The organism is Faecalispora jeddahensis (assembly GCF_000577335.1).
GTDB lineage: Bacteria > Bacillota > Clostridia > Oscillospirales > Acutalibacteraceae > Faecalispora > Faecalispora jeddahensis.
The window spans coordinates 21415-42578 of the sequence record NZ_CBYL010000032.1; the positions used below are offsets into that span (position 1 = coordinate 21415).

The 21164-nt window shown below is 53.1% G+C and carries 25 protein-coding genes and 1 tRNA gene; 5 read left to right on the top strand and 21 right to left on the bottom strand.

All coding sequences use genetic code 11. The features are described 5' to 3' along the window. Nucleotides 1-3: 3 nt before the first annotated feature. Nucleotides 4-1197 (top strand): sodium/glutamate symporter, encoded by a 1194-nt coding sequence (gene gltS / locus TY09_RS12300; RefSeq protein WP_042434852.1) that lies wholly within the window; start codon nucleotides 4-6, stop codon nucleotides 1195-1197. 109 nt (nucleotides 1198-1306) lie between these two features. On the opposite strand, the gene TY09_RS12305 is transcribed toward gltS, so the two are convergent. Beyond that, nucleotides 1307-2212: a LysR family transcriptional regulator gene (locus TY09_RS12305; RefSeq protein WP_042434855.1), complete on the bottom strand. Its 906-nt coding sequence runs from the start codon at nucleotides 2210-2212 to the stop codon at nucleotides 1307-1309. 227 nt (nucleotides 2213-2439) lie between these two features. Here TY09_RS12305 and TY09_RS12310 point away from each other — a divergent pair, with 227 nt between their 5' ends. Continuing rightward, nucleotides 2440-3681 carry an NAD/NADP octopine/nopaline dehydrogenase family protein gene (locus TY09_RS12310; protein WP_042434858.1) on the top strand — a complete coding sequence of 414 codons (1242 nt, stop codon included), beginning with the start codon at nucleotides 2440-2442 and terminating at the stop codon, nucleotides 3679-3681. Nucleotides 3682-3718: 37 nt separating this feature from the next. Next, a complete protein-coding gene (locus TY09_RS12315; RefSeq protein ID WP_042434861.1) occupies nucleotides 3719-5041 on the top strand; it encodes an MmgE/PrpD family protein in 1323 nt (440 codons plus the stop codon). Between the two features lie 96 nt (nucleotides 5042-5137). Here the strand turns inward: TY09_RS12315 and TY09_RS12320 are convergent, their stop codons facing one another. The 6 genes from TY09_RS12320 to efp form a co-directional block, all read right to left on the bottom strand. Further along, nucleotides 5138-7048, bottom strand: a complete 1911-nt coding sequence (locus TY09_RS12320; protein ID WP_042434864.1) for a nucleoside-diphosphate sugar epimerase/dehydratase — start codon at nucleotides 7046-7048, stop codon at nucleotides 5138-5140. Between the two features lie 222 nt (nucleotides 7049-7270). Beyond that, complete coding sequence (locus TY09_RS12325; RefSeq protein ID WP_042434867.1) at nucleotides 7271-7882, bottom strand: ABC transporter ATP-binding protein; 612 nt, start codon at nucleotides 7880-7882, stop codon at nucleotides 7271-7273. After that, the gene (locus TY09_RS12330; RefSeq protein WP_042434868.1) at nucleotides 7879-8640 is read right to left on the bottom strand and encodes an ABC transporter permease; all 762 of its coding nucleotides are present in this window, start codon (nucleotides 8638-8640) and stop codon (nucleotides 7879-7881) included. Before TY09_RS12330 ends, TY09_RS12325 begins: the two co-directional genes overlap by 4 nt. Then, nucleotides 8637-9683 carry an ABC transporter substrate-binding protein gene (locus tag TY09_RS12335; protein WP_042434902.1) on the bottom strand — a complete coding sequence of 349 codons (1047 nt, stop codon included), beginning with the start codon at nucleotides 9681-9683 and terminating at the stop codon, nucleotides 8637-8639. Before TY09_RS12335 ends, TY09_RS12330 begins: the two co-directional genes overlap by 4 nt. Nucleotides 9684-9853: 170 nt before the next feature. Then, on the bottom strand, nucleotides 9854-10288 hold the full coding sequence (locus tag TY09_RS12340; protein ID WP_009060609.1) for a CD1247 N-terminal domain-containing protein: 435 nt from the start codon (nucleotides 10286-10288) through the stop codon (nucleotides 9854-9856). A gap of 58 nt (nucleotides 10289-10346) precedes the next feature. Beyond that, the gene (gene efp / locus TY09_RS12345; RefSeq protein WP_009060496.1) at nucleotides 10347-10904 is read right to left on the bottom strand and encodes an elongation factor P; all 558 of its coding nucleotides are present in this window, start codon (nucleotides 10902-10904) and stop codon (nucleotides 10347-10349) included. Between the two features lie 268 nt (nucleotides 10905-11172). Between efp and TY09_RS12350 the strand changes: the two genes are divergently transcribed. Continuing rightward, nucleotides 11173-11898, top strand: coding sequence for a flagellar brake protein (locus TY09_RS12350; protein ID WP_042434872.1), 726 nt, complete (start codon nucleotides 11173-11175; stop codon nucleotides 11896-11898). 102 nt (nucleotides 11899-12000) lie between these two features. Here the strand turns inward: TY09_RS12350 and pta are convergent, their stop codons facing one another. The 5 genes from pta to rpsU all read right to left on the bottom strand — a co-directional run bounded on the left by pta (nucleotide 12001) and on the right by rpsU (nucleotide 15560). Further along, nucleotides 12001-12972, bottom strand: a complete 972-nt coding sequence (gene pta / locus TY09_RS12355) for a phosphate acetyltransferase (protein WP_009060589.1) — start codon at nucleotides 12970-12972, stop codon at nucleotides 12001-12003. Nucleotides 12973-13215: 243 nt separating this feature from the next. After that, nucleotides 13216-14304, bottom strand: a complete 1089-nt coding sequence (locus TY09_RS12360) for a M24 family metallopeptidase (protein WP_009060513.1) — start codon at nucleotides 14302-14304, stop codon at nucleotides 13216-13218. 20 nt (nucleotides 14305-14324) lie between these two features. Beyond that, nucleotides 14325-14762 (bottom strand): type II 3-dehydroquinate dehydratase, encoded by a 438-nt coding sequence (gene aroQ / locus TY09_RS12365; RefSeq protein WP_009060610.1) that lies wholly within the window; start codon nucleotides 14760-14762, stop codon nucleotides 14325-14327. Continuing rightward, on the bottom strand, nucleotides 14759-15289 hold the full coding sequence (locus TY09_RS12370) for a YqeG family HAD IIIA-type phosphatase (protein WP_042434876.1): 531 nt from the start codon (nucleotides 15287-15289) through the stop codon (nucleotides 14759-14761). Before TY09_RS12370 ends, aroQ begins: the two co-directional genes overlap by 4 nt. A gap of 94 nt (nucleotides 15290-15383) precedes the next feature. After that, nucleotides 15384-15560 carry a 30S ribosomal protein S21 gene (gene rpsU / locus TY09_RS12375; protein WP_009060718.1) on the bottom strand — a complete coding sequence of 59 codons (177 nt, stop codon included), beginning with the start codon at nucleotides 15558-15560 and terminating at the stop codon, nucleotides 15384-15386. Nucleotides 15561-15759: 199 nt separating this feature from the next. Between rpsU and TY09_RS12380 the strand changes: the two genes are divergently transcribed. Further along, a tRNA-Trp gene (locus tag TY09_RS12380) sits at nucleotides 15760-15835 on the top strand. Between the two features lie 308 nt (nucleotides 15836-16143). Here TY09_RS12380 and TY09_RS12385 read toward each other — a convergent pair. The 9 genes from TY09_RS12385 to TY09_RS12420 form a co-directional block, all read right to left on the bottom strand. Continuing rightward, nucleotides 16144-16506, bottom strand: a complete 363-nt coding sequence (locus TY09_RS12385; protein ID WP_042434879.1) for a hypothetical protein — start codon at nucleotides 16504-16506, stop codon at nucleotides 16144-16146. 87 nt (nucleotides 16507-16593) lie between these two features. Further along, nucleotides 16594-17037, bottom strand: a complete 444-nt coding sequence (locus TY09_RS12390) for a phage holin family protein (protein WP_052335638.1) — start codon at nucleotides 17035-17037, stop codon at nucleotides 16594-16596. 13 nt (nucleotides 17038-17050) lie between these two features. Further along, nucleotides 17051-17935 (bottom strand): glycoside hydrolase family 25 protein, encoded by an 885-nt coding sequence (locus TY09_RS12395; RefSeq protein ID WP_042434881.1) that lies wholly within the window; start codon nucleotides 17933-17935, stop codon nucleotides 17051-17053. Then, nucleotides 17928-18092 carry a hypothetical protein gene (locus TY09_RS18365; protein ID WP_157037051.1) on the bottom strand — a complete coding sequence of 55 codons (165 nt, stop codon included), beginning with the start codon at nucleotides 18090-18092 and terminating at the stop codon, nucleotides 17928-17930. Before TY09_RS18365 ends, TY09_RS12395 begins: the two co-directional genes overlap by 8 nt. A 14-nt stretch (nucleotides 18093-18106) precedes the next feature. Beyond that, on the bottom strand, nucleotides 18107-18457 hold the full coding sequence (locus TY09_RS12400) for a hypothetical protein (RefSeq protein WP_042434884.1): 351 nt from the start codon (nucleotides 18455-18457) through the stop codon (nucleotides 18107-18109). Then, nucleotides 18454-18639 carry a hypothetical protein gene (locus tag TY09_RS12405; RefSeq protein WP_042434887.1) on the bottom strand — a complete coding sequence of 62 codons (186 nt, stop codon included), beginning with the start codon at nucleotides 18637-18639 and terminating at the stop codon, nucleotides 18454-18456. Before TY09_RS12405 ends, TY09_RS12400 begins: the two co-directional genes overlap by 4 nt. 21 nt (nucleotides 18640-18660) lie before the next feature. Then, entirely contained in the window at nucleotides 18661-19944 is a 1284-nt protein-coding gene (locus TY09_RS18370) for a hypothetical protein (RefSeq protein WP_042434890.1), read from the bottom strand. Further along, complete coding sequence (locus TY09_RS12415; RefSeq protein WP_042434893.1) at nucleotides 19937-20500, bottom strand: putative phage tail protein; 564 nt, start codon at nucleotides 20498-20500, stop codon at nucleotides 19937-19939. The genes TY09_RS18370 and TY09_RS12415 overlap by 8 nt, the downstream gene beginning before the upstream one ends. Then, nucleotides 20500-21164 (bottom strand): baseplate J/gp47 family protein (locus TY09_RS12420; RefSeq protein ID WP_042434896.1); only part of this gene is annotated, 665 nt, incomplete at its 5' end. The genes TY09_RS12420 and TY09_RS12415, both read right to left, overlap by 1 nt.

Here is a 21164-nt window from a genome sequence, read left to right on the forward strand (position 1 = left end):
ATCATGTTCGAATTGAAGCTTGATATGTATCAAGCGGCAGGCATCGCGGCAATTATGTTCTGGATCGGCAGTTATCTGCAAAGGAAAATCGCTCCGCTACATAAATATTGTATTCCTGCTCCGCTCATCGGCGGTGTGGTCTTCGCGGCAATGAATACAATTTTAAGTGGAATGGGAGCCATGCGCCTCACATTTGATGGTACGCTGCAATCCTTTTTTATGGTTCTGTTTTTTACCACAGTAGGTTTTACCGCCAGCTTTGACATTCTAAAAAGAGGCGGTAAGCAAATCATCGTCGTCACGCTGCTATCCATTGCCATCATCGTCTGCCAGGATCTCATCGGCTACAGTATTGCGGGTGGGTTCGGGCTGGATTCCCGCCTTGGCCTGACCGCCGGTTCCATCTCGCTTCTGGGCGGCCCCGGAACAGCGGCTGCTTTTGGCAAAACCATGGAGGATATGGGAATCGCCGGAAGTACCACGCTGGGGTTGGCAGCAGCGACGTTCGGGCTTGTGATGGGTTCTTTGATGGGCGGTCCGATTGCCCACAGAAGAATCGCAAGGCACAATCTGCACTCTGAGGAAATAGCCGCAGAAGCCACGGCAGAAAATGTAGAAATTCCGGAAGAGGACGGAGAATTTAAGACCGCCTCCTCCAAGTTGGTATACGCCTGGATGCTGATGGCCATCGCCATGGGGCTTGGGACGATCATGTCCATTCTGCTGAGCAAAACAGGCATCACCTTCCCGGCCTATATTGGCGCCATGCTGGGCGCCGCCCTTATCCGCAATGTTCTCGACATGAGCGGAAAAGCGTTCCCCGAGCCCGAAAATGATACCATCGCGAACGTTTCTCTGTCTCTCTTCTTAACCATGGCTCTGATGGGATTAAAGCTATGGGAATTGGTTGATCTGGCACTGCCGATGCTTGTCATCCTTGTAGCACAAATGATCTTTATGTTCCTGTTTGCCTATTGGGTCATTTTCTACACCACCGGCCGGAACTATGAATCCACCCTGCTCATGGCCGGAATTGTCGGATACGGTATGGGGGGCACCTCCAACGCCATGGCGAACATGCAAACTATTACAAAGCAGTATGGCCCCGCAAAAACCGCATATTTTGTCATCCCGCTTGGCGGAATGTTTTCCGATTTCTTCAACGCAATGATTATTACCGCGTTCCTGAATTTCTAAAACTGATACCAGCCAATATGCCTTTCAACTACACACCACAAATTTCTCCTCTTACGCAAAGGGAGGCTGATCGTAAGATCAGCCTCCCTTTGCGTATTCGATTTCAAACTCATCTCTGCAAAAACCTGTCCTGAAAAACCCGATCCTGAATCAGCTGGATCAGGCTGTCCATGGGCGGGGTCACCCATTTGCTCTTGTGGTAAAACACCTGGCTCCAAAGCTGAACGGAGCAGTCCTCTGCAGGCAAAATCACCAGTTCCCCTTCTTGAACACTGCTCCTCACCACATATTCCGGCAGAAAGGAAATTCCCAGCTTCTGCTTTAGCAGAGAAACAATGCTTACGCTGTTGTCTATCTCTAAAAACGGCGCGATATACAGATTCTTCTGCGCGGCCTCTTCCTCCAGGGCCCGGCGGTAAACCGCCTTTCGCTCCGGCAGGATCATCGGCTGCCGCACTACATCGGCCAGGCCGACCGGCCCGCGCCCCGCCAGGGGATGCTCCGGATAAGTAACAAACACGATGTTGATCAGGTGCGCGCAGGCACGGATAAAATCCCTTTCCGTGGTCTTTTTGCCCAGAAAGAAAATCATATCCAGCTCGTTGTGCTTGAGCATCTGAAGCAAATCATCCCCTGAGGTCATGCGCGTCTCGAGGATGATTTTGGGAAAGTCCCGGTGATATTGCGGAATCTGATCGCACAGCACCCAATTGAACAGCGATTCCAGAATTCCCAGCCGCAGCACACCGCCCATTTCTTTAGGCGGCTTGCCCAACAGCAGCGAACACTCGGCAATCTGCATCATCTGTGTGGCATACCCCATAAATTCCTGTCCGCTGGACGTCAGCGACACATGCTTGCCGATCCGGTCAAACAAAGGGACGCCAATTTCTGCTTCGAGCTGTTGAATCTGAATCGTGACAGTAGACTGAACATACCCCAGCTGCTCCGCTGCCTTTGTAAAGCTCTCACATTCCGCTACGCGTAAAAAGGTAGCCACATTTCTCAGTTCCATACTGACAACCCCATTAAAATTTAAAATAGATATCATTGAAACTATTCGTTTTACAAATCCAATTAGAATTGTTATAGTAGAGTTGCAAAGCGTTGTGGAATTATTTTATTTAAAATGATTATAACATACGCTCTAATATTTGTAAAAGGCATTTCCACAGAACCGTTTCCTCTTTCTGAGGATTCAAAAACAGATGCCTGTTCAAAAGGCAAAGGAGGACAATAACTATGGGAAAGATGGACTATTTAAAAGACCTGCCGGTCGCCGTTATCGGCGGCGGAGCGGTGGGAAAAACCTGTGCGGCCGACATCAAGCTGGCCGGACGCGAGGTGCGCCTGTACGATGCCGTGCCCTTTGCGGAGACTTCTCTGCGCGGCCTGGAAAAAACCGGCATTCTGCTGGACGGAGTACAGCGTAACCGCGACGGTTTTGAGCGCTCCGGCCGCGCGTATCCGGACCTGGTGACCACCGATATCGCTGCCGCCGTCAAGGGTGCAGGACACATCGTGGTGGCCTGCGGATCCTGGGGTCACGAGCCCATGTTCCGCGCTCTGATTCCCCATCTGGAGGACGGTCAGGTCATCAACATCTTCACAGACAACTTCGGCACGCTGCTGCTGCGCAGACTGATGCGGGAAACGGGCTGCACCAAGAAGGTCATTATCGGCGGCTGGTCCTCCGCGCCCTACGGTACTCGTATTGAGAGCGTCAACGGCTTCCAGTTCCCGCATGTGGGTGTAAAATACCGCGCCATCACCCTGCGGGGCGCTGCCCTGCCCACAAAGGATACCGACGCCTTCCTGGAGGCTTCTCAGTATCTGCCCTGCCTGGACGCCGTAACTCAGGGCGAGGGCCCTGCCAAGGCCAACACTGTCCTGGACGTCAACTTTGCCAATGTCAACCCTGTCATCCACGTTCCCGCCACTATTTTGGGCGTGTCCACCATGGAGAACTGGGGCGTCATTTTCTGCGGACATGATAAGACAACATACTCGATGTACTCTCACGGTCTGTCCCCCTCCATCTGCGAGGTTCAATATCAGTTCTATAACGAGGAGCTCGCCCTGGCAGAGGCCATCGGCGTAGGCGCTCCTACATACAAGCACGAAATGTTCTTCTCCCGCCGCAGCGTGCTGACCCAGGAGTACATGGGCCTGGATGAGAACGGCAACGACAACGTGGTCTTCCCGCTGGATCAGCCGTCGAATGAGGGCAACACCGGCCCCAACAGCATCAACCACCGCTATTTGACCGAGGACGTGCCGATCGGCTGCAAGATTTACCACGACCTGGGCGTGCAGTACGGCGTGTCCACCCCCATCATCGACGCCATGATCACTCTGGCCGGCGCCATGCACAAGAAGAGCTTCTTCGAGACCAGCCGGTATACCCTGGCTTACCTCGGTATCGACAATATGCCGAAGCAGGAGCTGCTGGCCTATTTGAACGAGGGAGTCTACAACCGATGACTTTGAAAGAGTCTATCCGTATGGAAGGAGAATAGAGATGCAGTTTCATACCGATTATCGGGTAGAAAACTACATTCTGAACACCACGTGGGAAGATTTGCCCAAAGAAATTCAGGATCGCGCGGTGGTCTGCGGAATCGATTTGACGACCGCCTTACTCCTGGGCAGCCACGGACGGCAGTTCGCCGCGGGGGAAAAGCTGGCGCAGTCGGTCTGCGGAGATGGGGAAATCCCGGTAGTAGGCTCGCAGCATACCTACAATCTTTTGGGGGCGGTCATTGCCATGTCCCACGCCTCCAATTCCTTTGACATCGACGACGGCCACAACATGATCAAAGGCCACCCCGGCACCTCTTTTGTGGCGGGCATATTGGCGGCGGCGCTGGAGCAGGGGATCTCTTACCGGGAATATCTGACCGCCTTGGTGGTGGCTTATGAGGTGACGATCCGGTTCGCCCTAGCGGAGCAGGAGCATTACAAATATCTGCACAGCACCGGATGCTACGGCGCTTTCGGCACTGCCGCCGGCATGGGCCGACTGTGCCGAATGGACAAAGAGAAGCTGAACACCGCTCTTTCCATCGCGGATTTCCACGCGCCGGTCGTGCCTGTCATGCGGTCGGTGACCACTCCCTCCATGAACAAGGACGGCGTGCCGTTCGGCGCTTTGGTTGGGGCGATGGCCGTGCTCGAGACCCTATCGGGCAGCAGCGGGCGGGGGCATCTTCTGGAAGCGGAAGAGTATCAGCATCTGGCACAGACGCTGGGCAGTAGCTACGAGATCATGAACCTGTACTTTAAGCCCTATACCTGTTGCCGCTGGGCGCACCAGCCCATTGCCGCCGGATTGTCCCTGATGCGCAAATACGGCTTCGGGCCGGATCAGATCAAAGAAGCTGTCGTTTATACCTTTGATGCCGCCGCCCGGCTGAGCCAGCAGATTCCCACCGAAACGGACGAAGCCCAGTATAACATCGCTTACCCTGTGGCCGCCGCGCTGGTCCATGGAGACTTGGGTTATCTTCAGGTCAGGGAAGAAGCACTTCAGAACCCCGCGGTACTGGATATGATGAAGCGCCTGAAGTTTATCGTAGACCCTGTTCTGGAAGCGCAGTTCCCGCAGAAGCGCCTGGCCCGGATCGAGGTTACTTTGAAGGACGGCACTTTGTTTCGCTCTGAAACCTTTTCCGCTCCCGGAGAAGCCACCGATCACGTGGACCTTGCGTGGATCACGGAAAAATTCCGGAGGATCACCTCCCCCGTTCTGGAAACGGAAAAACAGGAAAAGCTGCTGGAGCTGCTCACCAGTAACCTGGAGATTCCGGTGCGCCGGATTGTGGATTTTATCAATCAGCAGTAATTCACCCACCGTTTTCTGAAACCCTGAAAACGGAAAGTCCGAATAAAACAGCATTATAAATGAAAAACGGCCCCGCTGAAAAAGCGGGGCCGTTCGTTATTCTTCTGTTTCTTCTTCTTCCTCTGCCTGTGCCAGGGCATCGCTCTTTTCCGCGTGGCCGCTGTACGTCGGCACCAAATGATGAATGATCTCCATCATCCTGACGTTGTTGATACCCGCGCAATGGCGCAGTGTATCGAGTTCGCTGAGGAAGGTCTCTTCATTGAACGGAATCGGCGTGCCGATGTAGATCAACTCGTGAGAGGTTTTGGCGCAGCCGCCCTCGCTGTCGAGTAACAGCTCTTCATACAGCTTCTCGCCGGGGCGCAGACCCGTGTAGACGATTTTAATATCGACGTCCGGCTCATACCCGGAAAGACGGATCAGGTTGCGCGCCAGATCGGCAATTTTGACCGGCTGGCCCATGTCCAGCACAAAGATTTCGCCGCCCCTTGCCATACCGCCCGCCTGCAGCACCAGACGCGCCGCTTCGGGGATCGTCATGAAATAGCGGATGATATCCGGGTGGGTGACCGTCACCGGCCCGCCGGACGCAATCTGCTTTTTGAACAGCGGAATCACGCTGCCGTTGCTGCCCAGCACATTGCCGAAGCGCACCGCCACAAAATCCGTTTTGCTGTGACGGCTGAAATACTGGATAATCAGCTCGCAGATACGCTTTGTAGCCCCCATGACGTTCGTGGGGTTCACGGCCTTATCGGTAGAAATCAGCACCATGCGCTTCACGCCGTATTTGTCCGCGGCTTTCGCCACATTCAGCGTGCCGAACACATTGTTCTTTACCGCTTCGCCGGGGCTCAGTTCCATCAAAGGCACATGCTTATGCGCCGCCGCGTGGAACACGACGTCGGGGCGGCAGACCTCAAATACGTGGTTGATGCGGCTGGCGTCGCGCACCGAGCCGATCAGAACCTCCAGATTCAAGCGCTTGAAGCGCATGAGCAGTTCATTCTGCAGGTCATAGGCATTATTTTCGTAAATATCAAAAATGATGATTTTCTTCGGATTAAACAGCGCGATCTGCCGGCACAGCTCAGAGCCGATCGAACCGCCGCCGCCCGTTACCAGTACGGTTTTATCCTTCAGGTAGCCGCAGATTTCGTCTACGTCGAGCGTAATTTCGTCACGGCCCAAAAGGTCGGTGATCTCCACATCGCGGATCGACTGCGTATCGACGCCGTTTTCCAGCACCTCGCTGTACTCAGGTACGGTTTTCAGCTGACAGCCGGTTTTGGAGCAAATCTGCAGAATTTCCTGCAAATCCTTTTTCTTGGAGGTAGGGATCGCCAGAAGAATCTGGTCTACATTATAGCGCACCGCAGCACGGGTGATGCTTTCACGGCCGCCCACTACCTTTACGCCATGGATACGGCTGCCGCGCTTAGCGCGATTGTCATCGATCGCGACAACGGGAATCCCGCTGGTTTCAGGCGCGCTTTTCATCTCTTTGATGATCATGGAGCCGGTCTCACCCGCGCCAATGATCATCACCCGGTGGAACTCTTCTTTATCCTTGCGTCTGGACAGCTCGTTCTTTTTTCTGGCCCGGCGCATCAGACGGAAGCTGAAGCGCGAAAAGCCCACAAACAGCAGCATGAGGATGCCGCCCATCACATACACGGTAAACGGAAAACGCTCGGGGTTAAAGACCGTATACCCCAGCACCAGCAGCAACACGCTGGCAAAGCCCGTCCCAAAACAGATCTGGATCAGCTCGTCCAGGCTGGCGAATTGCCACATGGTGTTATAAAATCTGGAAAGTGCAAATATCGCCAGACAAATGATCGTCGCCCACGGCATAAAGCGCTGGAAAGCATCGACGTAATTAGAGGGAACCTTGTTATCCAGCCGCAGAATAAAGGCGATCCAATAGCTGGCGTAAATACACACGATGTCCAGCAAAATCTGCGGCAGCGTGTAAAACATACTAACCCTTTTATTCTTCATGTAAACTACTCCCGAAAGCCATTGTGAAATATTAACTTATAGAGTATATCACAACTGCACAACAAAAGAAATACGAAAATCGTTAATTTTGATAGGACGGAACGTCGAATCGACACTCAATCCCACATAATACCGCTCAAAATGAAATTTGCATTTCTTCTCCAGGCCTTGAAGGAACTAAAATCACTGCATTTCATTTTATTATTCCGGAATCGAACCATATTATTGCACCTTGCGTTCCAGGCAGGAAACAACGTGAAGCGGCGGGCCCTCCAGAAAATAAATGCGGTCGGAAAGCTGCTCGGCTTCCTCGCGGTTGTGGGTGACAAGGATTTTCAGCGATTCGGGAAACGACTGCTGCAAAAGCGCCGCCATTTCCTGTGCCGCCGCCTGGTCTAGTGCGTGAAACGGCTCGTCGAGCAGAAATACGTCTCCACCGTAAGCGAGCGCCCGCGCAAAGGACACTCTCTGCCGCTGGCCGCCGGAAAGCTCCCGCGGGTATTGCCCGGCATACGGCAGAAGCCCCACGCACGAAATCCACTCCCGCGCCGCTTGGGTGTGGTCCGGCGGGAGCACAAGCTCCACGTTTTCCTGCACGGTCGCCCAGGGCAACAGGCGGCTTTCCTGAAACACATACGAAATCCGTTTTTCGGAAAGGCCCGTAATCGTCCCGTCACTAGGCGTCAAAATCCCCGCAAGGCAGTTTAAAAGCGTTGTTTTGCCGCACCCGGAGGGGCCGAACAGGCAGACTGTGCCGGAATCGGGCAGCTCCAGAGAAAAATCCTGAAGTACGACGCGTTCCCCATACGCCTGATTCAGATGCTCGATCTTCAAGACTTTCCCTCCCCCCACGGTATCCGGCGGAAACAGGCCAGCAGCAGCCTCTCCAATACCACGCTCAGCACAATGACCACCGCTGTCCACGCGAACAGGTCGGCGGTATCCAGATAGATTTTCGCGCCGTAAATCCGGCCGCCGATGGAGTTCCTCGCGTTGGCCAGAACCTCTGCCGACACGCCCGCTTTCCACGCCAGGCCGATGCCGGTGGTAAAGGCCGCCGCAAGATACGGCGCCACCGTCGGCAGATAAATGTACCGCAGCGTTTTCCACCGGCCAAGACGGAATACGCGTGCCATTTCCAGCAGCTCGCGATCGGCCGCCGCCACGCCCTGGCAGACGTTGCCGAACACGATGGGCAGAACGATCAGCCCCGCGATAAACGCCGGGACTCTGACCGATTGCAGCCACACGAGCGCCAGAATAATAAAAGAGGCCACCGGGGTCGCCTTTACCGCGCTGAGCAGCGGGTAAATGAGCTGATACAAAAAGCGGAACCGACAGCAGAGCGCCCCCAGCACGATACCCAAAAAGGAGGCACACACGAACCCGGCCGCCACATTGTACAGAGATACCCCCGCAGAAATCCAGAAATCCGCCTGCCCCGACAGCTCAAAAACACGGGATAAAGTTTGGGCAGGAGATACCAGAAGAATCTCCTGTCCTACACTTTGATATAACAACTGCCAAACCGCAAGCCAGAACGCCGCTACGCCAAGTACGCGCGCAGCACGGCTGATCGCACCCCGGCTCATCCGGCTGTGTTCAGGTAATAAAAGTCATCCTTCGGGAACGCGCCGCCGATGGATTTGGGATTATACTCGTAAAGCACTTTGAGGAAGTCCTCTGTCTTGACGCGCATGTCGTCCCCGGCGATAAAAACGATATTGCAGTTCGGGATCGCTTTCTGCGCGACTGCCGCGGGCATGATGTCGTATTTTTCAGACAGAGTGCCCGCCGGCTGCGGATTCTGATTGACATAATTCACAGACTGCTGGTATTCGGACAGGAAGCTGTCAAAAGCGCCCTGATTCTGCTTCACAAATTCACTGCGCACAACCAGCGCACCCATGGTAAGAACGCTCGAGCCCTGATCGGCCTTCTGTACCGCGCGCTCCCATTCGTCAGTCAGGTCCAGCGCGGATTTCAGCTTTGCATCCTTGGTGGTCACCTGAGTTACAAAGGGCTCCGGCAGAACCGCTGTGGCGATTTTACCCGCCAGAAGCTGCGACGCAACCTCGCTGTGCTCGGCAAGGTACTCTACCTTTACATCGTCTTTCAGGCCGTTCGCCGTCAAGATATAATCCAGCGCGTATTCCGGCACGGCGCCCTGGCCGGAAGAATAGACGGTTTTGCCTTTCAGGTCCGCAATGCTTTTGATGCTCTCATCGCTGGTGACCAGATATAAAATTCCCAGCGTGTTGATTGCCGCAAGCTGCACACCGCCCTTTGTTTTGTTGTAAAGGGTGGCCGCCAGATTGGTGGGAACGGCAGCCGCGTCCAGCTCACCGGAAACAAGCTTGGCCACAACTTCATCGGGGCTGCCCGCCACGGTAAAGGTATACTCATTCGCGGCGGTCTTCTGGTCGTTATTCTCCATCACCTGGAGCATTCCAAGCCCAGTGGGTCCTTTCAGCACGCCGACGCGCATCTGCGTTTTTTCTGCGGCAGACGCGGTACTGCTCTGCGGCGCTTCGGCCGCGGAGGAAGAAGCGGCAGGCTGACCGGCACACCCGGCAGACGCTGCCAGAAGCGCTGCAGACAGCACCAGACCTGCAATTTTTTTCGTGAGTTTCATAAAATCCCTCTTTCCATCTTTGGGTTCCGTGCAGCGCCGGCTCTTTGCCAGCCGGGCCGAAAACAGACCTTTGGGAACCCTACAGTAAATGCAGACTAACCGGATTTCCGCGAAAAAACCGGTGCACACGGCACCGGTTTCTCCAAAAAGCAGGAATTTCCCGCCGAATATCAGTGATGCTCACAGCCGCAGCTGCATCCCTCTTCGTCTTCATCCGCCAGGCTTTCGAGATCGAACTCCAGGTTTTCGCCGCAGTTCGGGCAGTCGATGTGGCCTTCGTTGATGATGTCCTCTGTCAGGCACAGCGTTTCATTACAAGCCGGGCAGGTTACCTCATAATAGCAGTCATCGTCATCAGCATCATAATCCTCGTCGTCATCCTCGTCGCCGTAGAAATCATCCTCCAGCGTACCCAGATCCTCGTCAACAGCATCGAGCTGATCCGCCAGCTCTTCGTGATCTGCCTCGATATCCGCCAATGTCAGCGCAATATCATCCAGCAAATCAATAATCGCATTGATTACCTTAACCTCTTTCTTGTCCGTATCCAGCTCAAGCCCCTCGGTCAGGCCGCGGATGTAAGCTACTTTCTCTGTATTGGTCATAATGATGCCCCCTTTTCACATTAATATATCATAAACTTCTATTCAGAAAGATTATGCGTTACGCACGCTCCATATATTCACCGGTTCTGGTATCGATGCGAATCATTTCACCCTCGTCGATAAACAGCGGCACACGAATGACGGCGCCGGTTTCCAGTGTAGCAGGCTTGGTGGCGTTGGTAGCGGTATCGCCTTTAAAGCCGGGGTCTGTCTCGGTAATCTGCAGCTCAACAAAGTTGGGCGGCTCTACCCCGAACACATTGCCCTTGTAAGACAGTACCTTACATTCCATATTTTCTTTTACAAAGCGGAAGTTATCACCCAAAACAGACTTATTGATCGGGATCTGCTCGTATGTTTCATTATCCATGAAATAATACAGATCGCCGTCGCTGTACAGGTACTGCATGTCCTTGCGCTCCACAAAGGCAGTGGGATATTTATCATTGGGGTTAAAGGTTCTTTCTGTCACAGCGCCGGTGATTACATTTCTGATCTTGGTACGGACAAACGCCGCGCCTTTTCCGGGCTTGACGTGCTGGAATTCTATAATGGACACAACGTTGCCGTCCATTTCAAAGGTCACGCCATTGCGAAAATCGCCTGCTGATATCATGGGTTTGATTCCTCCAAATTATTATTTACTACCCCATAGTTTATAATATTTTTTCCCGTTTTTCAAGCATTATCTGATAAAGTTTAGAAATCGCGCGGATTGTGGGAATTTTTGAAAATGAAATTTTAATGAAAATTTTCTTTTGGTTTTTTCAAATTAGATAGTGTGTTTTTATAGAACATGGTATAATATGTAAAAAACAGAATTAGAGGCATTCTGAAAATTGCCCGGCTTGCATTCCCATAAAATATGGGAAAGGAGAACTTTCATGAGATCATCCTATATCAACCCCGGTGATAAAGTGAGCATCAGTGTAAAAGTCAGCGACGGCCCCAGACGTTCTTACATGAGCTACATCGACACCCTTGTGGACGAACAGACTCTCCTGATCTATACCCCCATCTTCAAAGGGCAGGTGATTCGACTCTCCACATTCGAGGACTACGAATTTGTTTTTTACGCGCAGACCGGCCTGTACCGCACAGACGGCAAGGTTCTGGCCAATTTTGTGGAAAACAACGTGGCAATCGTAAAAATCCAGATCGGTCGTCTGGAATCGATTCAGCGCCGCGAATTCTACCGGGTAAATACTACATTCGAATTTACATATACACGCCCCATGCTTGGAGCCGACGAGACGGGGGATCTGCCCCTCTACCCCGCAACGGGGGAAAACATCAGCGGGGGCGGAATGTGCTTTCTTTCCCCCACGCTGCTTTCAGAGGAAGAGCCGATTTACTGCACCCTGCCGATGAAAGACCAAATGATCACCATTGAGGCCATTGTGCTGCATACCGAATCGCCGGAGGATTCCAGAGAGCTGTACGGGATGTACGAATACCGGGCCCGGTTCTATTTTCGCGAAAAACGCGATCAGGAGGCCGTGATGCAGTATGTGTTCGCCAAGCAGCGCGAAATTCTGCTCCGGCGCAAAATGCAGTTTGAAGCCGTGGATTCCGACGACAAGAACCAAGGCACTCCCCGCCGGCGATAATGCCGGCGCACTGTCTTACATAACAGCAACAACGAAGCCGCCGCACCGGAAGATCCGGTACGGCGGCTTTTTGCCGGGATACGATTCACCCTTTGGCAGAAATTACTTCTGCGCGGCGGTGATGATCGCCATTTTATATACTTCCTCAGCGTTGCAGCCTCTGGAAAGATCGTTGATCGGAGCGTTCAGACCCTGCAGCAGCGGGCCGTAAGCCTCAAAGCCGCCCAGGCGCTGGCCGATTTTGTAGCCGATGTTGCCGGCGTCCACGTCGGGGAAAATGAAGGTGTTGGCCTGACCTGCAACGGGGCTGCCCTTTGCCTTGGTCTTTGCAACCTCGGGGGAGAATGCGGCATCAAACTGCAGCTCGCCGTCCACCGGGAAATCGGGGCTGAGCGCCTTTACCTTCGCAGTCGCGTTTTGCATCAGGGTAACAGAATCGCCCTTGCCGGAACCAAGGGAGCTGTAAGAGAGCAAAGCAACCTTCGGGTCGATGCCAAACATACGGGCGGTACGGGCGGTTTCGACCGTGATCTCAACCAGCTCATCCTCATTGGGAGCAATGTTGATCGCGCAGTCACCCATCGCGTATTTTTCCTCTTTGCCGTCTTTTTCTCTGTACATAATAAAGCAGCTGGAAACGATCTTGTTGCCGGGCTTTGTCTTAATCAGCTGCAAAGCGGGGCGAACCGTGTCCGCTGTGGAGTAGGTGGCGCCGCCGAGGAGGCAGTCCACATATCCGATCTTTACGAGCATGGTGCCGAAATAGTTGGACTTGGAAAGCGCGGCGCGGCATGCTTCGGCATCCATTTTGCCCTTTCTCAGCTCAACCATCTTGTCTACCATTTCGTCGAATTTCTCAAAATGGGTGGGGTCTACAATCTCGATCCCCTCAATGTCAAATCCGCCTTCTTTTGCGGCGGCCTGAATCTCCGCCGGATCGCCGAGCAGCACCGGCACAAGAATCCCCTGCTGATGAAGACGAACGGCCGCACTCAGGATCCTGGGTTCCGAACCCTCGGTAAACACAAGCCTTCTGTTCTTGCCCTTCAGCTGTGCAATCAGCTCTTCAAACATCTCACTTTTCCTCCGTTACTTACATATTACAGCCTATATCCGTAGACTTCTGCGTGTTTATTATACACCCCGCCCGTTGACAATATCAACACTCTTTTGACATTTTTGAGACGGAAAAGCAGATTATGACTGTTTTTTCACTGCTCTTCAATCCAAAAGGAACCCGGACATTTCTCTTCCGCTTTCGGCAGGGGAGAAATGTCCGGGTTCCGGATTCTGATGGGAGAATAGAATAACGTGTCCTCACAAAATCAGCAGAGATTTGTCGGAGGCAGTCAGATTTTCGCAGCCATCCTCCGTAATGGCGATCATATCTTCGATGCGCACACCGAATTTTCCGGGCAGGTAAATACCCGGCTCTGCGGTAACCACCATACCGGGGCGAAGCACCTCTTTGCAGTTGGGCGCGAAGTTCGGCCATTCGTGGATTTCGACACCGACCCCGTGTCCGGTGCTGTGGCCGAACGTGCCGGGATAATCCTGATCGATGATATCGCGCGCGGCGCGGTCGACCTCGCTGCACACCACACCGGGCGCCGCCTTCTCGATGGCGGCCATCTGGGCCGAAAGCACCGTGTGGTACACGCGCTCCTGCTCCTGAGACAGATGCCCCATGCCGACGGTGCGCGTCATATCGGAATGATACCCGTCCAATAACGCGCCGATGTCCATGGTGACCAAATCGCCCTTCTCGATTTTCTTTTCGGAGGGAACGCCGTGGCACAGCGAACCGTTTGCGCCGGAAACGACGATCAGATCAAACGCCACGCCCTGGGCTCCGCTGCGGCGCATGAAGAATTCGATCTCGAGCGCAACCTCGCGCTCTGTCAGGCCGGGGCGCAGCATTGTGAGAATATGTGAAAACGCTGCATCTGTAATCGCCTGCGAATCGCGGATCTTCTGGAGCTCCTGCGGTGTCTTGATCGCCCGCAGGCCGCGCAGCAAACGGTCGAGCGTGTTGTCCTCCACTGTCTTCACGCCCATGAAGCCAAACATTTCGCGGTAGGTTTTCGCATCCGCAAGGTTCAGCCCGACGTTTTCCACCAGAACCCGGTTGATGCCGTGGCGCTGCGCGATCTCGCAGAAGTTCTGCGAAAGGTTGTTCAACAGCACAACCTCGCAGGATTTCACCTGCCGTTCGGCTGCCTCAAAATACCGGAAATCCGTCAGAAAATAGGATTTCTCCGGCGTAATGAGCACCCAGCCGGCCGACGAAGGAAAGCCGGTGAGATACAGACGATTCTGCGGCGACGTCACCAGCGCGGCGTCCGCCTCCTGTTCCAGCACATGATCCCGCAGCACCTGCTGCAGCTCTTCCACAGCCGTTTTCATGAAATAAGTCTCCCTTCCGATTACATCAGGCTTTTCAGCGCCTGCAGCGCCAAAAAGTAGCTGTGCTTGCCAAAGCCGCAGATGACCCCGGCGCACACTTCCGACAAAACAGAATGAGCGCGGAACGGCTCTCTGGCAAACACATTTGACATGTGAGTTTCAATGAATGGAATCCGCAGGCAGGTGACCGCGTCCCGCAGTGCGTAGCTGTAATGAGCCAGCGCACCGGCGTTGAGCACGACGCCGTCGAACACGCCCTTGGCTCCATGGATTTTATCGATCAGCGCACCCTCCCAGTTGGACTGGAAAATTTCGCATTCAAAGCCCAGGCTCTCGGCGTATTCGTGAATCTGCATCTCGATGCTTTGGGAAGTCTCGTCGCCGTACACGCCCTTTTCACGGATTCCTATCATATTTAAGTTAGGCCCCAATAACACCAGTACCCTTTTTTTGCTCATGCTTTTCCACTCCTGTCTGTTTTTTCTCGCTCTGCCTGCCGCCGCTCCATTTTGCGGCGGATCGGTTCCTCCAAGCGTCTGCGCACCCGGAACGACACGCTGGTTTCCGGGTCGCTGGGCCGCAGCAGAATCGATTTGACCCCGGCCACGTTCGCGCCCATGACATCCGTAAAAACCTGGTCGCCCACCGCCACAGCCTGGCCGCGTGAAACCCCCAGAAAGCGCGCCGCACGCCAGTAGGCAAACGGCAGCGGCTTCATCGCCACGCACAAAAAGGGAAGATCATATTTTTCCGCGAACGGTGCAACCCGATCTTTAAAATTATTGGATACAATAACAACCGCGAGCCCCGCCTGCCGCATGGCGTGGGCCCATTCCACGGTCCCCACAAGGGGAACCGGCGAACCGTGGGTCGCCAGCGTATTATCCACGTCCAGAATAATCGCGCTCGCACCCATCTCTCTGATCATCTCCGGCGTGATGTCGGTAACTCTGTCCACCGCCGCCGTAGGCAAGAACAACGACATACCGTCTCTCCTCTTTTCAAAACAAATCTGCCCCACAAACCCCAGAAATGGTTAAAAAAGCGGGCTGAATCAGCCCGCTTTTCATCCATTCAACTTACTTAAACTTGCGCTTACGTGCGGCTTCAGACTTCTTCTTCCGCTTTACCGAAGGCTTCTCGTAAGCTTCTCTCTTACGAACCTCGGCAATCACTCCGGCTCTGGCGCACTGCTTCTTAAAACGTCTCAGAGCGCTGTCCAAAGATTCATTGTCTTTGATTCTGATTTCAGCCATTTATTTTCCCTCCCCTCCGCCACCAGGCAGGGGTATTAGTTATCCCGTATAACATAAAAATAATTATACTGGCTGATGGGAAAGATGTCAAGTGCTAAGAAAGAATCTTTGCCGGGGAAAAAATGCAAAGGGATATTGACAGAACCCCTATAAAATGATACTATAATACCCGCACTAGTCGTTTTTTACAGCACGATACAGGGGTATAGCTCAGTTGGTAGAGCAGTGGTCTCCAAAACCACGTGCCGAGGGTTCAAGTCCTTCTGCCCCTGCCATAAAAGAATCCGCATATTCGTTGATTTTCAGCGTGTATGCGGATTCTTTTATACTTATAATTCTATTTATTTTGATTAAAATTTGAATTTCCATAGCAAAATTGAGTCATTTTTAAACCGATGCAACACGAAATGCAACACAAATTATAGCTGTAAACGTGTCTATATATAATGAAAAGGAAACCGCCCTCATCCATGGCCGGGAGATGAGGGCGTTTTCGTTTGACTTTAATCAGCCCATAAATTCTTCATCATACCCTCAATTTTCTTCCGCCGTTCAGCGGGGATCGCTTTATCTGTATGCAAATTTAAAGAAGCCACAACAGCACTATGAACGGTATTGCAAATCCAGCTGTTAGGCAAACAATTGTGACTTTATGGCCCAGGTATTGCCCAATAAATGCTGAAACGATATTAAATAATCCTACGCCAAAAATAAAGGCCCCCAAAAATCCTAAAAGAGCCCAAGGATTCTCAATATCTTTCCCTATAAAAACACTTAGAAATATACATAAGAATACAGGAATAAACAAAGCACAAATCCCCACTACCGTATAAATTCGGTAGGCAACTTTATGTTCTCTCTTGAACTCGTTATCAAATTCTGGATCAAAATAGCTTTTCCAATTTGCAGGTAGTTCCTTATTGAATTTTGGATGAATTTTTCCCATGTTTTTTCCTCCTTGCTTGATATGATAATACCACAAAAACAAAGGCGGCGCACCGGAAAATCATTCCAGTACGCCGCCTTTTCATTTTTATTCGGTTTTTTCAGCCTTTTGTTTGATCGCTGCAAAAGCGTTTTTAATCGCCGGCGGCATTGGCACGCCCATAATACCAGCGTTTTCTACGATGGAAAATCCCTCATTTGCAATGAAGAACAAAATCACCGCCGTACGCAGGTACCCTCCAGTACCAGACACGGTATCGAGCTGCACCGCGACATATACGACCAGTAGCACGCTGAACTTGCGGAGCAGGCCTTTCAGCGAGGCATTGCTCTCGAACGTACCATCAGCAGTTTTCTGCGACTTATGCCATACCAGGGCGATCAGGATGCCCAGAAGATAATCCACAGCCATGATGCCGATCAAAAACTGCAAACTGGTATCCCAGCCACCAAGCGCGGAAAGAATAGCGGCGCCGGCCGCGGAAAAAACGGTCAGCGCCGAAATGTACATCGATTTTGCAGATAAAGCCATTATGTTACCCTCCTCAAGTTACATTAAAATTGCACTGCTGCGTCACACCGTCTGCAGTGACGTTGATGTGTCCATGCCTTACAACCGGCTCCGGCGGCAGACCCTGCACGTCGATCAGCCAGCCGCGCCCTTTCGGGTCAAGGCGCGGCTCCGATACGGCGATCACGTCGCGACCGGTGGTGGTAACGGCGGGCTTGTCCTTACATTTGGCCAAGACGGTGTACCGCTCGCCTACAGTCAAATCCTTGCCGTTGGGAGTGTCGAGGGTTAGGCCGGTGATCGCCGTCATGGGGATTCCCAGCGCGGCAAAATCCTTGTAGCAGTAATTGAGATCGACCTTGTCAGCGATGCCCGGCATGGTCCCGCTGCTGCTGTACTGCCACATATCATATTTGCCGGTGTAGGTCACCTTGTCGTTATACTGTGCCAGCCAGAACGTCCACTTGGAGAGCTGCGCCATATCAAGCCGGTTGACGGCCCAATCCTTGTTAGCGTATACCCCAGCAGTATACCCGGCGGCAGTGACGCGCTCGCAGAAGATGCGGCAAATGTCAGTTGCCATCTGTTTGCTGATGCCGCCGCGCTTTGTCTTGTAGCCGTCCGCGTCCTCCATATCGATGTAGACCGGGTAGGCAGGTTTCAGCCCTTTCAGCAACCTCAGGGCATGCGCCGCCTCGCTCTCGGCTTCGGTTACAGATGTGGCATAGCTATAAAGATAGGCACCCCAAGGGATGCCTATCCGATTGCATTCAGCCACATTCCGCGCCCACTGTTTATCATCCTGGCTGGCCATATCGCTGCCGTAGCCGCAGCGCAGAATAGCAAAATCAATGTTGCCCTTGAGCTTGTCCCAGTCAATCCGGCCATTAGCGTTGCTGACATCGATACCTTTAAGCATTGCTTCCCTCCGTTCCTGCCGCGTCCAGCGCTGTGATAATCTCCGCCTTTTCTGCGTCCGTGAGCAGGTTGTAGTTGGCAATCACCGTGTCCCTGTTCTCGCCTGCCTGTACCCGGCGTTGTATTACCTTAAACAATATTTTCAAGCGTCCTGTCATGCGTGATCACTCCTTTACTCACTGTAAAATGTATCCGCGATTTTGGTTGCCAACTCGTCCGGCAGATTTTCCCCGGCAACGTCCACCAGCTCATCAACAATCTCAGTCACGGTATTCTGCTTGCGAATATAGCCGAGCTGCCGCAGCACGTCGATCTGCTCTTGCAGTTCCTCAAGGGAGTCTACAAAAAGCAGAAGCGCTACATTCGGCGAGGCTCGCATCGGCAGAACCTCCGCGCACGGGTGAGGATCGCGGAAATTGATAAGTACGGTTTCGGCGTCGATCTGCGCCGCGAGCTGTTCGGCGTAGGTTTTACTAGCGTCAACCTCATTGTGAAATATTGCTACTCGAATTTGTTTGCTCATAAGCTGTACCTCTCCGCAAATCCGCTGCCACCGTAGCAATCTGTTTGATCGATAACAACATGAGGTTTGCTATTACATTTTTTGGTGTGACCGTGGCCACCTAAATTATATCCTTTACCGTTAATGACAAATGGTTCATGTCCATTGCCAGAGCCTCCGTCTAAAACTTCTGTTTTATGCATAAAACATCCTCCTTATGCTAATTACGCTGCTTGCTGAATTACTGTGATAGAGCCAACGCCTCCGGCAATACCGTTTGTAGCGCCCGTTCCTCCAGCACCGCCATTTACTTGTAACACACCTGCGTTTACATACTCCCCTTTGTGGTAAATATAGATGGCGCCGCCGCCTCCGCCGCCGCCGCCTGAACCGTCTCTAGCGTTAGAGGCGGCGGTTATTTTCCCTCCTGCGCCACCGGGCAGCCCGTTACATAAAATAGACCCGTCTATAATCAGACGCCCCATCACAAATAACATAATTACGCCACCGCCATAGTTACCCGCCCCGCCGCCACCGCCAGAAGCCCAATCAGTCGCGTTTCCTCCGTTACCTCCAGGGCCAGAACCTCCACGCCCCTGCGTTCCACTTCTGCCCTCTGCGGAATTTCCTGGCCCGCCGCCGCCGTAAGTACCAACCCTGTCGGTGTATCCGTTAAATATGCTCGAAATCTCAATAGTTATGTTTGTGCTGTCTCCCCCAGCATATCCATTATAGGCGTCACTTCGGCCACCGGCTGCACCGGCACCATACCCTCCGCCATAAGGGCGCTTTAGCATTGCAACACCGCCCTTAATTGTTAAATTACCATTTTTGTCAAGAGCGTCCCCGCCATTGCCCCCGTTGCCGCAAACAAGTTGCGCGGGGTACGGGTAATTATTTTGAGGATTAGTCTTAGGTGCAAGTCCACTCTGATCTATCGTGCCGTGAATAATGCAGTCACCCTGAACGCGGATAATCAGGCCAGCATTAAATGTGGCGCATTTGAGGATTGCTCCGGCATTGATGGTAAGGGATTTATACTGCTTTTCTACGATGCTCTGGTGCGCTACCGGCACAGGAAGTGTTACCGTGCCGCTGATAACTGCGTCACCGTCGCTACCGTTTCCAAAGATGGAGGGGACGGTAGACGCCCCGGCCCTAAAAAAAAGTTGCGTCCCGTCGTCGCTCAGCCTTACCCCAGTCACCCAGCAACCCGCCTTAAACAGATCGCCCGGCAGCGGCTCCCCGTTTTGCAGCACTGCGGTTACAGCGCTGCCGTTGACCGTCCATGTGTCGCCGTCTGCGAGGTCAGCCGTGGCCAAAAAGGTGAGGTTTTTTGCGCCGTCGGGGATGTCGAGGTTGTTTGTCGTGCCGGTGCGGGTGTGGAGGGCGGTTGTGATGTGGGCAGCGGTGTCATTTCCATGCGCGTTGACGTCAGACAGCTTCTGATTAAAATTTTCTCTCGTAGCTCCGTCAGTTCCTTCAAATAATGTGGTAATATCAGGCAATCCACTCGCCCCTTTCAAATTCTGTCATTGTCAGATCTTTTGCATCCAGCTGGTCAAAGGTGATCGCCTGCGCGTCCAGCTCATCCCAAGTCAGATAGAGATAGGCGATATCCATCAGCAGGTTTGCTGGAATCATTTCATATGCCGTTGCGTACAGCGGTGCAATGTCTGCAATCCTGCTTTCTCCGCGATATTTTACGGTGATGATAAAATCCTGAACCGATATATCAACGCTCAGCCCCATATACGCCTCTATCACCGCTTGCAAGGTTCTAAGATTGATAGGTGGCTTGGTCATTAGTTTAGCTTTCAAGGCATCCCTACGGGCTTGCAAGGTGGAGTTCAGCGGAGAGGATACACCAAGCAAACGCTCCCAGCGTTGGGCCCCTGATTCGTCGCAGGTAAATACCGATTTATTCAGTACTATCTGCTTGACCACGTCTTGCAGCTTATCAATCTGGATGTTTACCGCTGTGGCGATTGCGTCGATCTCCACCACGTCCTGCAGCTTGTCGATCAGGTAGCTTTTGTAATCTGCCTTGTTGTCGTAAAACATCAGCCGGTCACCTCGCTTACCGTGATCGTACCGATTACAGGTACCTGATAGCTGTCAAAGGTCTTTTCCAGCGTCAGGTTTTGCTCCGCGCCGTTGATGGTTACCGCGCCGACGTCAACGATACTCTCGTGCGCATTGAGGATATCAGCGACCAGCTTGGCAAAGTACACCGTGGGGGATTTAAAATCGATGCCGTCGATGTATCCGGTGATTGCCTGCTCAACCGACGGCTGCACAACGGAAAGCGACGCGCCGGATGTCAGCACAAGCGGAGCGTCTACGTTGATCTGCAAAGGCGTCGACGTGCGTACAATCGGCGTGTGACCAATCGGCGCCACTCCGTCGCCGTCCGTGCCCATGGTTTCCGCCACAAGATCAATCAAGGCTTGCGTGGCGGTTTCGTGGTTTTCATCACCGATGATAATACCGACGCTGCCGGGCGCATTGAGTTCGCTCGCCTTAAAGATTTTGACAGAGCCGACACCCTCGATCGCCAGCACCTTTTCCTCGTAATCCGCCACGTTGCCACCGTATGGGGTTCGGCGGGCAGCAGCCATAAACCGGGCACGCAGTTCATCGTCGGTTTCGGCGTCCCGCGCGGGAATCAGCGCCGGGGATACGAGTTCCGCTGCGGCAAGGCCGTTGATGTTGTCCACCGGCAGGA

What these genes read in the sequence shown, in the direction of transcription:
- TY09_RS12330 (WP_042434868.1), bottom strand. Translation starts at nt 8,640, where the DNA reads ATGAGCCGGGGTGCGATCAGCCGTGCTGCGCGCGTACTTGGCGTAGCG.
- TY09_RS12390 (WP_052335638.1), bottom strand. Translation starts at nt 17,037, where the DNA reads ATGGCTTTATCTGCAAAATCGATGTACATTTCGGCGCTGACCGTTTTT.
- TY09_RS12405 (WP_042434887.1), bottom strand. Translation starts at nt 18,639, where the DNA reads ATGCATAAAACAGAAGTTTTAGACGGAGGCTCTGGCAATGGACATGAA.
- efp (WP_009060496.1), bottom strand. Translation starts at nt 10,904, where the DNA reads ATGATATCAGCAGGCGATTTTCGCAATGGCGTGACCTTTGAAATGGAC.
- TY09_RS12395 (WP_042434881.1), bottom strand. Translation starts at nt 17,935, where the DNA reads ATGCTTAAAGGTATCGATGTCAGCAACGCTAATGGCCGGATTGACTGG.
- TY09_RS12320 (WP_042434864.1), bottom strand. Translation starts at nt 7,048, where the DNA reads ATGAAGAATAAAAGGGTTAGTATGTTTTACACGCTGCCGCAGATTTTG.
- TY09_RS12340 (WP_009060609.1), bottom strand. Translation starts at nt 10,288, where the DNA reads ATGACCAATACAGAGAAAGTAGCTTACATCCGCGGCCTGACCGAGGGG.
- TY09_RS12415 (WP_042434893.1), bottom strand. Translation starts at nt 20,500, where the DNA reads ATGTTTTACGACAACAAGGCAGATTACAAAAGCTACCTGATCGACAAG.
- TY09_RS12305 (WP_042434855.1), bottom strand. Translation starts at nt 2,212, where the DNA reads ATGGAACTGAGAAATGTGGCTACCTTTTTACGCGTAGCGGAATGTGAG.
- aroQ (WP_009060610.1), bottom strand. Translation starts at nt 14,762, where the DNA reads ATGAGCAAAAAAAGGGTACTGGTGTTATTGGGGCCTAACTTAAATATG.
- rpsU (WP_009060718.1), bottom strand. Translation starts at nt 15,560, where the DNA reads ATGGCTGAAATCAGAATCAAAGACAATGAATCTTTGGACAGCGCTCTG.
- TY09_RS12350 (WP_042434872.1), top strand. Translation starts at nt 11,173, where the DNA reads ATGAGATCATCCTATATCAACCCCGGTGATAAAGTGAGCATCAGTGTA.
- TY09_RS12400 (WP_042434884.1), bottom strand. Translation starts at nt 18,457, where the DNA reads ATGAGCAAACAAATTCGAGTAGCAATATTTCACAATGAGGTTGACGCT.
- gltS (WP_042434852.1), top strand. Translation starts at nt 4, where the DNA reads ATGTTCGAATTGAAGCTTGATATGTATCAAGCGGCAGGCATCGCGGCA.
- TY09_RS18365 (WP_157037051.1), bottom strand. Translation starts at nt 18,092, where the DNA reads ATGACAGGACGCTTGAAAATATTGTTTAAGGTAATACAACGCCGGGTA.
- TY09_RS12315 (WP_042434861.1), top strand. Translation starts at nt 3,719, where the DNA reads ATGCAGTTTCATACCGATTATCGGGTAGAAAACTACATTCTGAACACC.
- TY09_RS12385 (WP_042434879.1), bottom strand. Translation starts at nt 16,506, where the DNA reads ATGGGAAAAATTCATCCAAAATTCAATAAGGAACTACCTGCAAATTGG.
- pta (WP_009060589.1), bottom strand. Translation starts at nt 12,972, where the DNA reads ATGTTTGAAGAGCTGATTGCACAGCTGAAGGGCAAGAACAGAAGGCTT.
- TY09_RS12335 (WP_042434902.1), bottom strand. Translation starts at nt 9,683, where the DNA reads ATGAAACTCACGAAAAAAATTGCAGGTCTGGTGCTGTCTGCAGCGCTT.
- TY09_RS12310 (WP_042434858.1), top strand. Translation starts at nt 2,440, where the DNA reads ATGGGAAAGATGGACTATTTAAAAGACCTGCCGGTCGCCGTTATCGGC.
- TY09_RS12360 (WP_009060513.1), bottom strand. Translation starts at nt 14,304, where the DNA reads ATGAAAACGGCTGTGGAAGAGCTGCAGCAGGTGCTGCGGGATCATGTG.
- TY09_RS12370 (WP_042434876.1), bottom strand. Translation starts at nt 15,289, where the DNA reads ATGTCGTTGTTCTTGCCTACGGCGGCGGTGGACAGAGTTACCGACATC.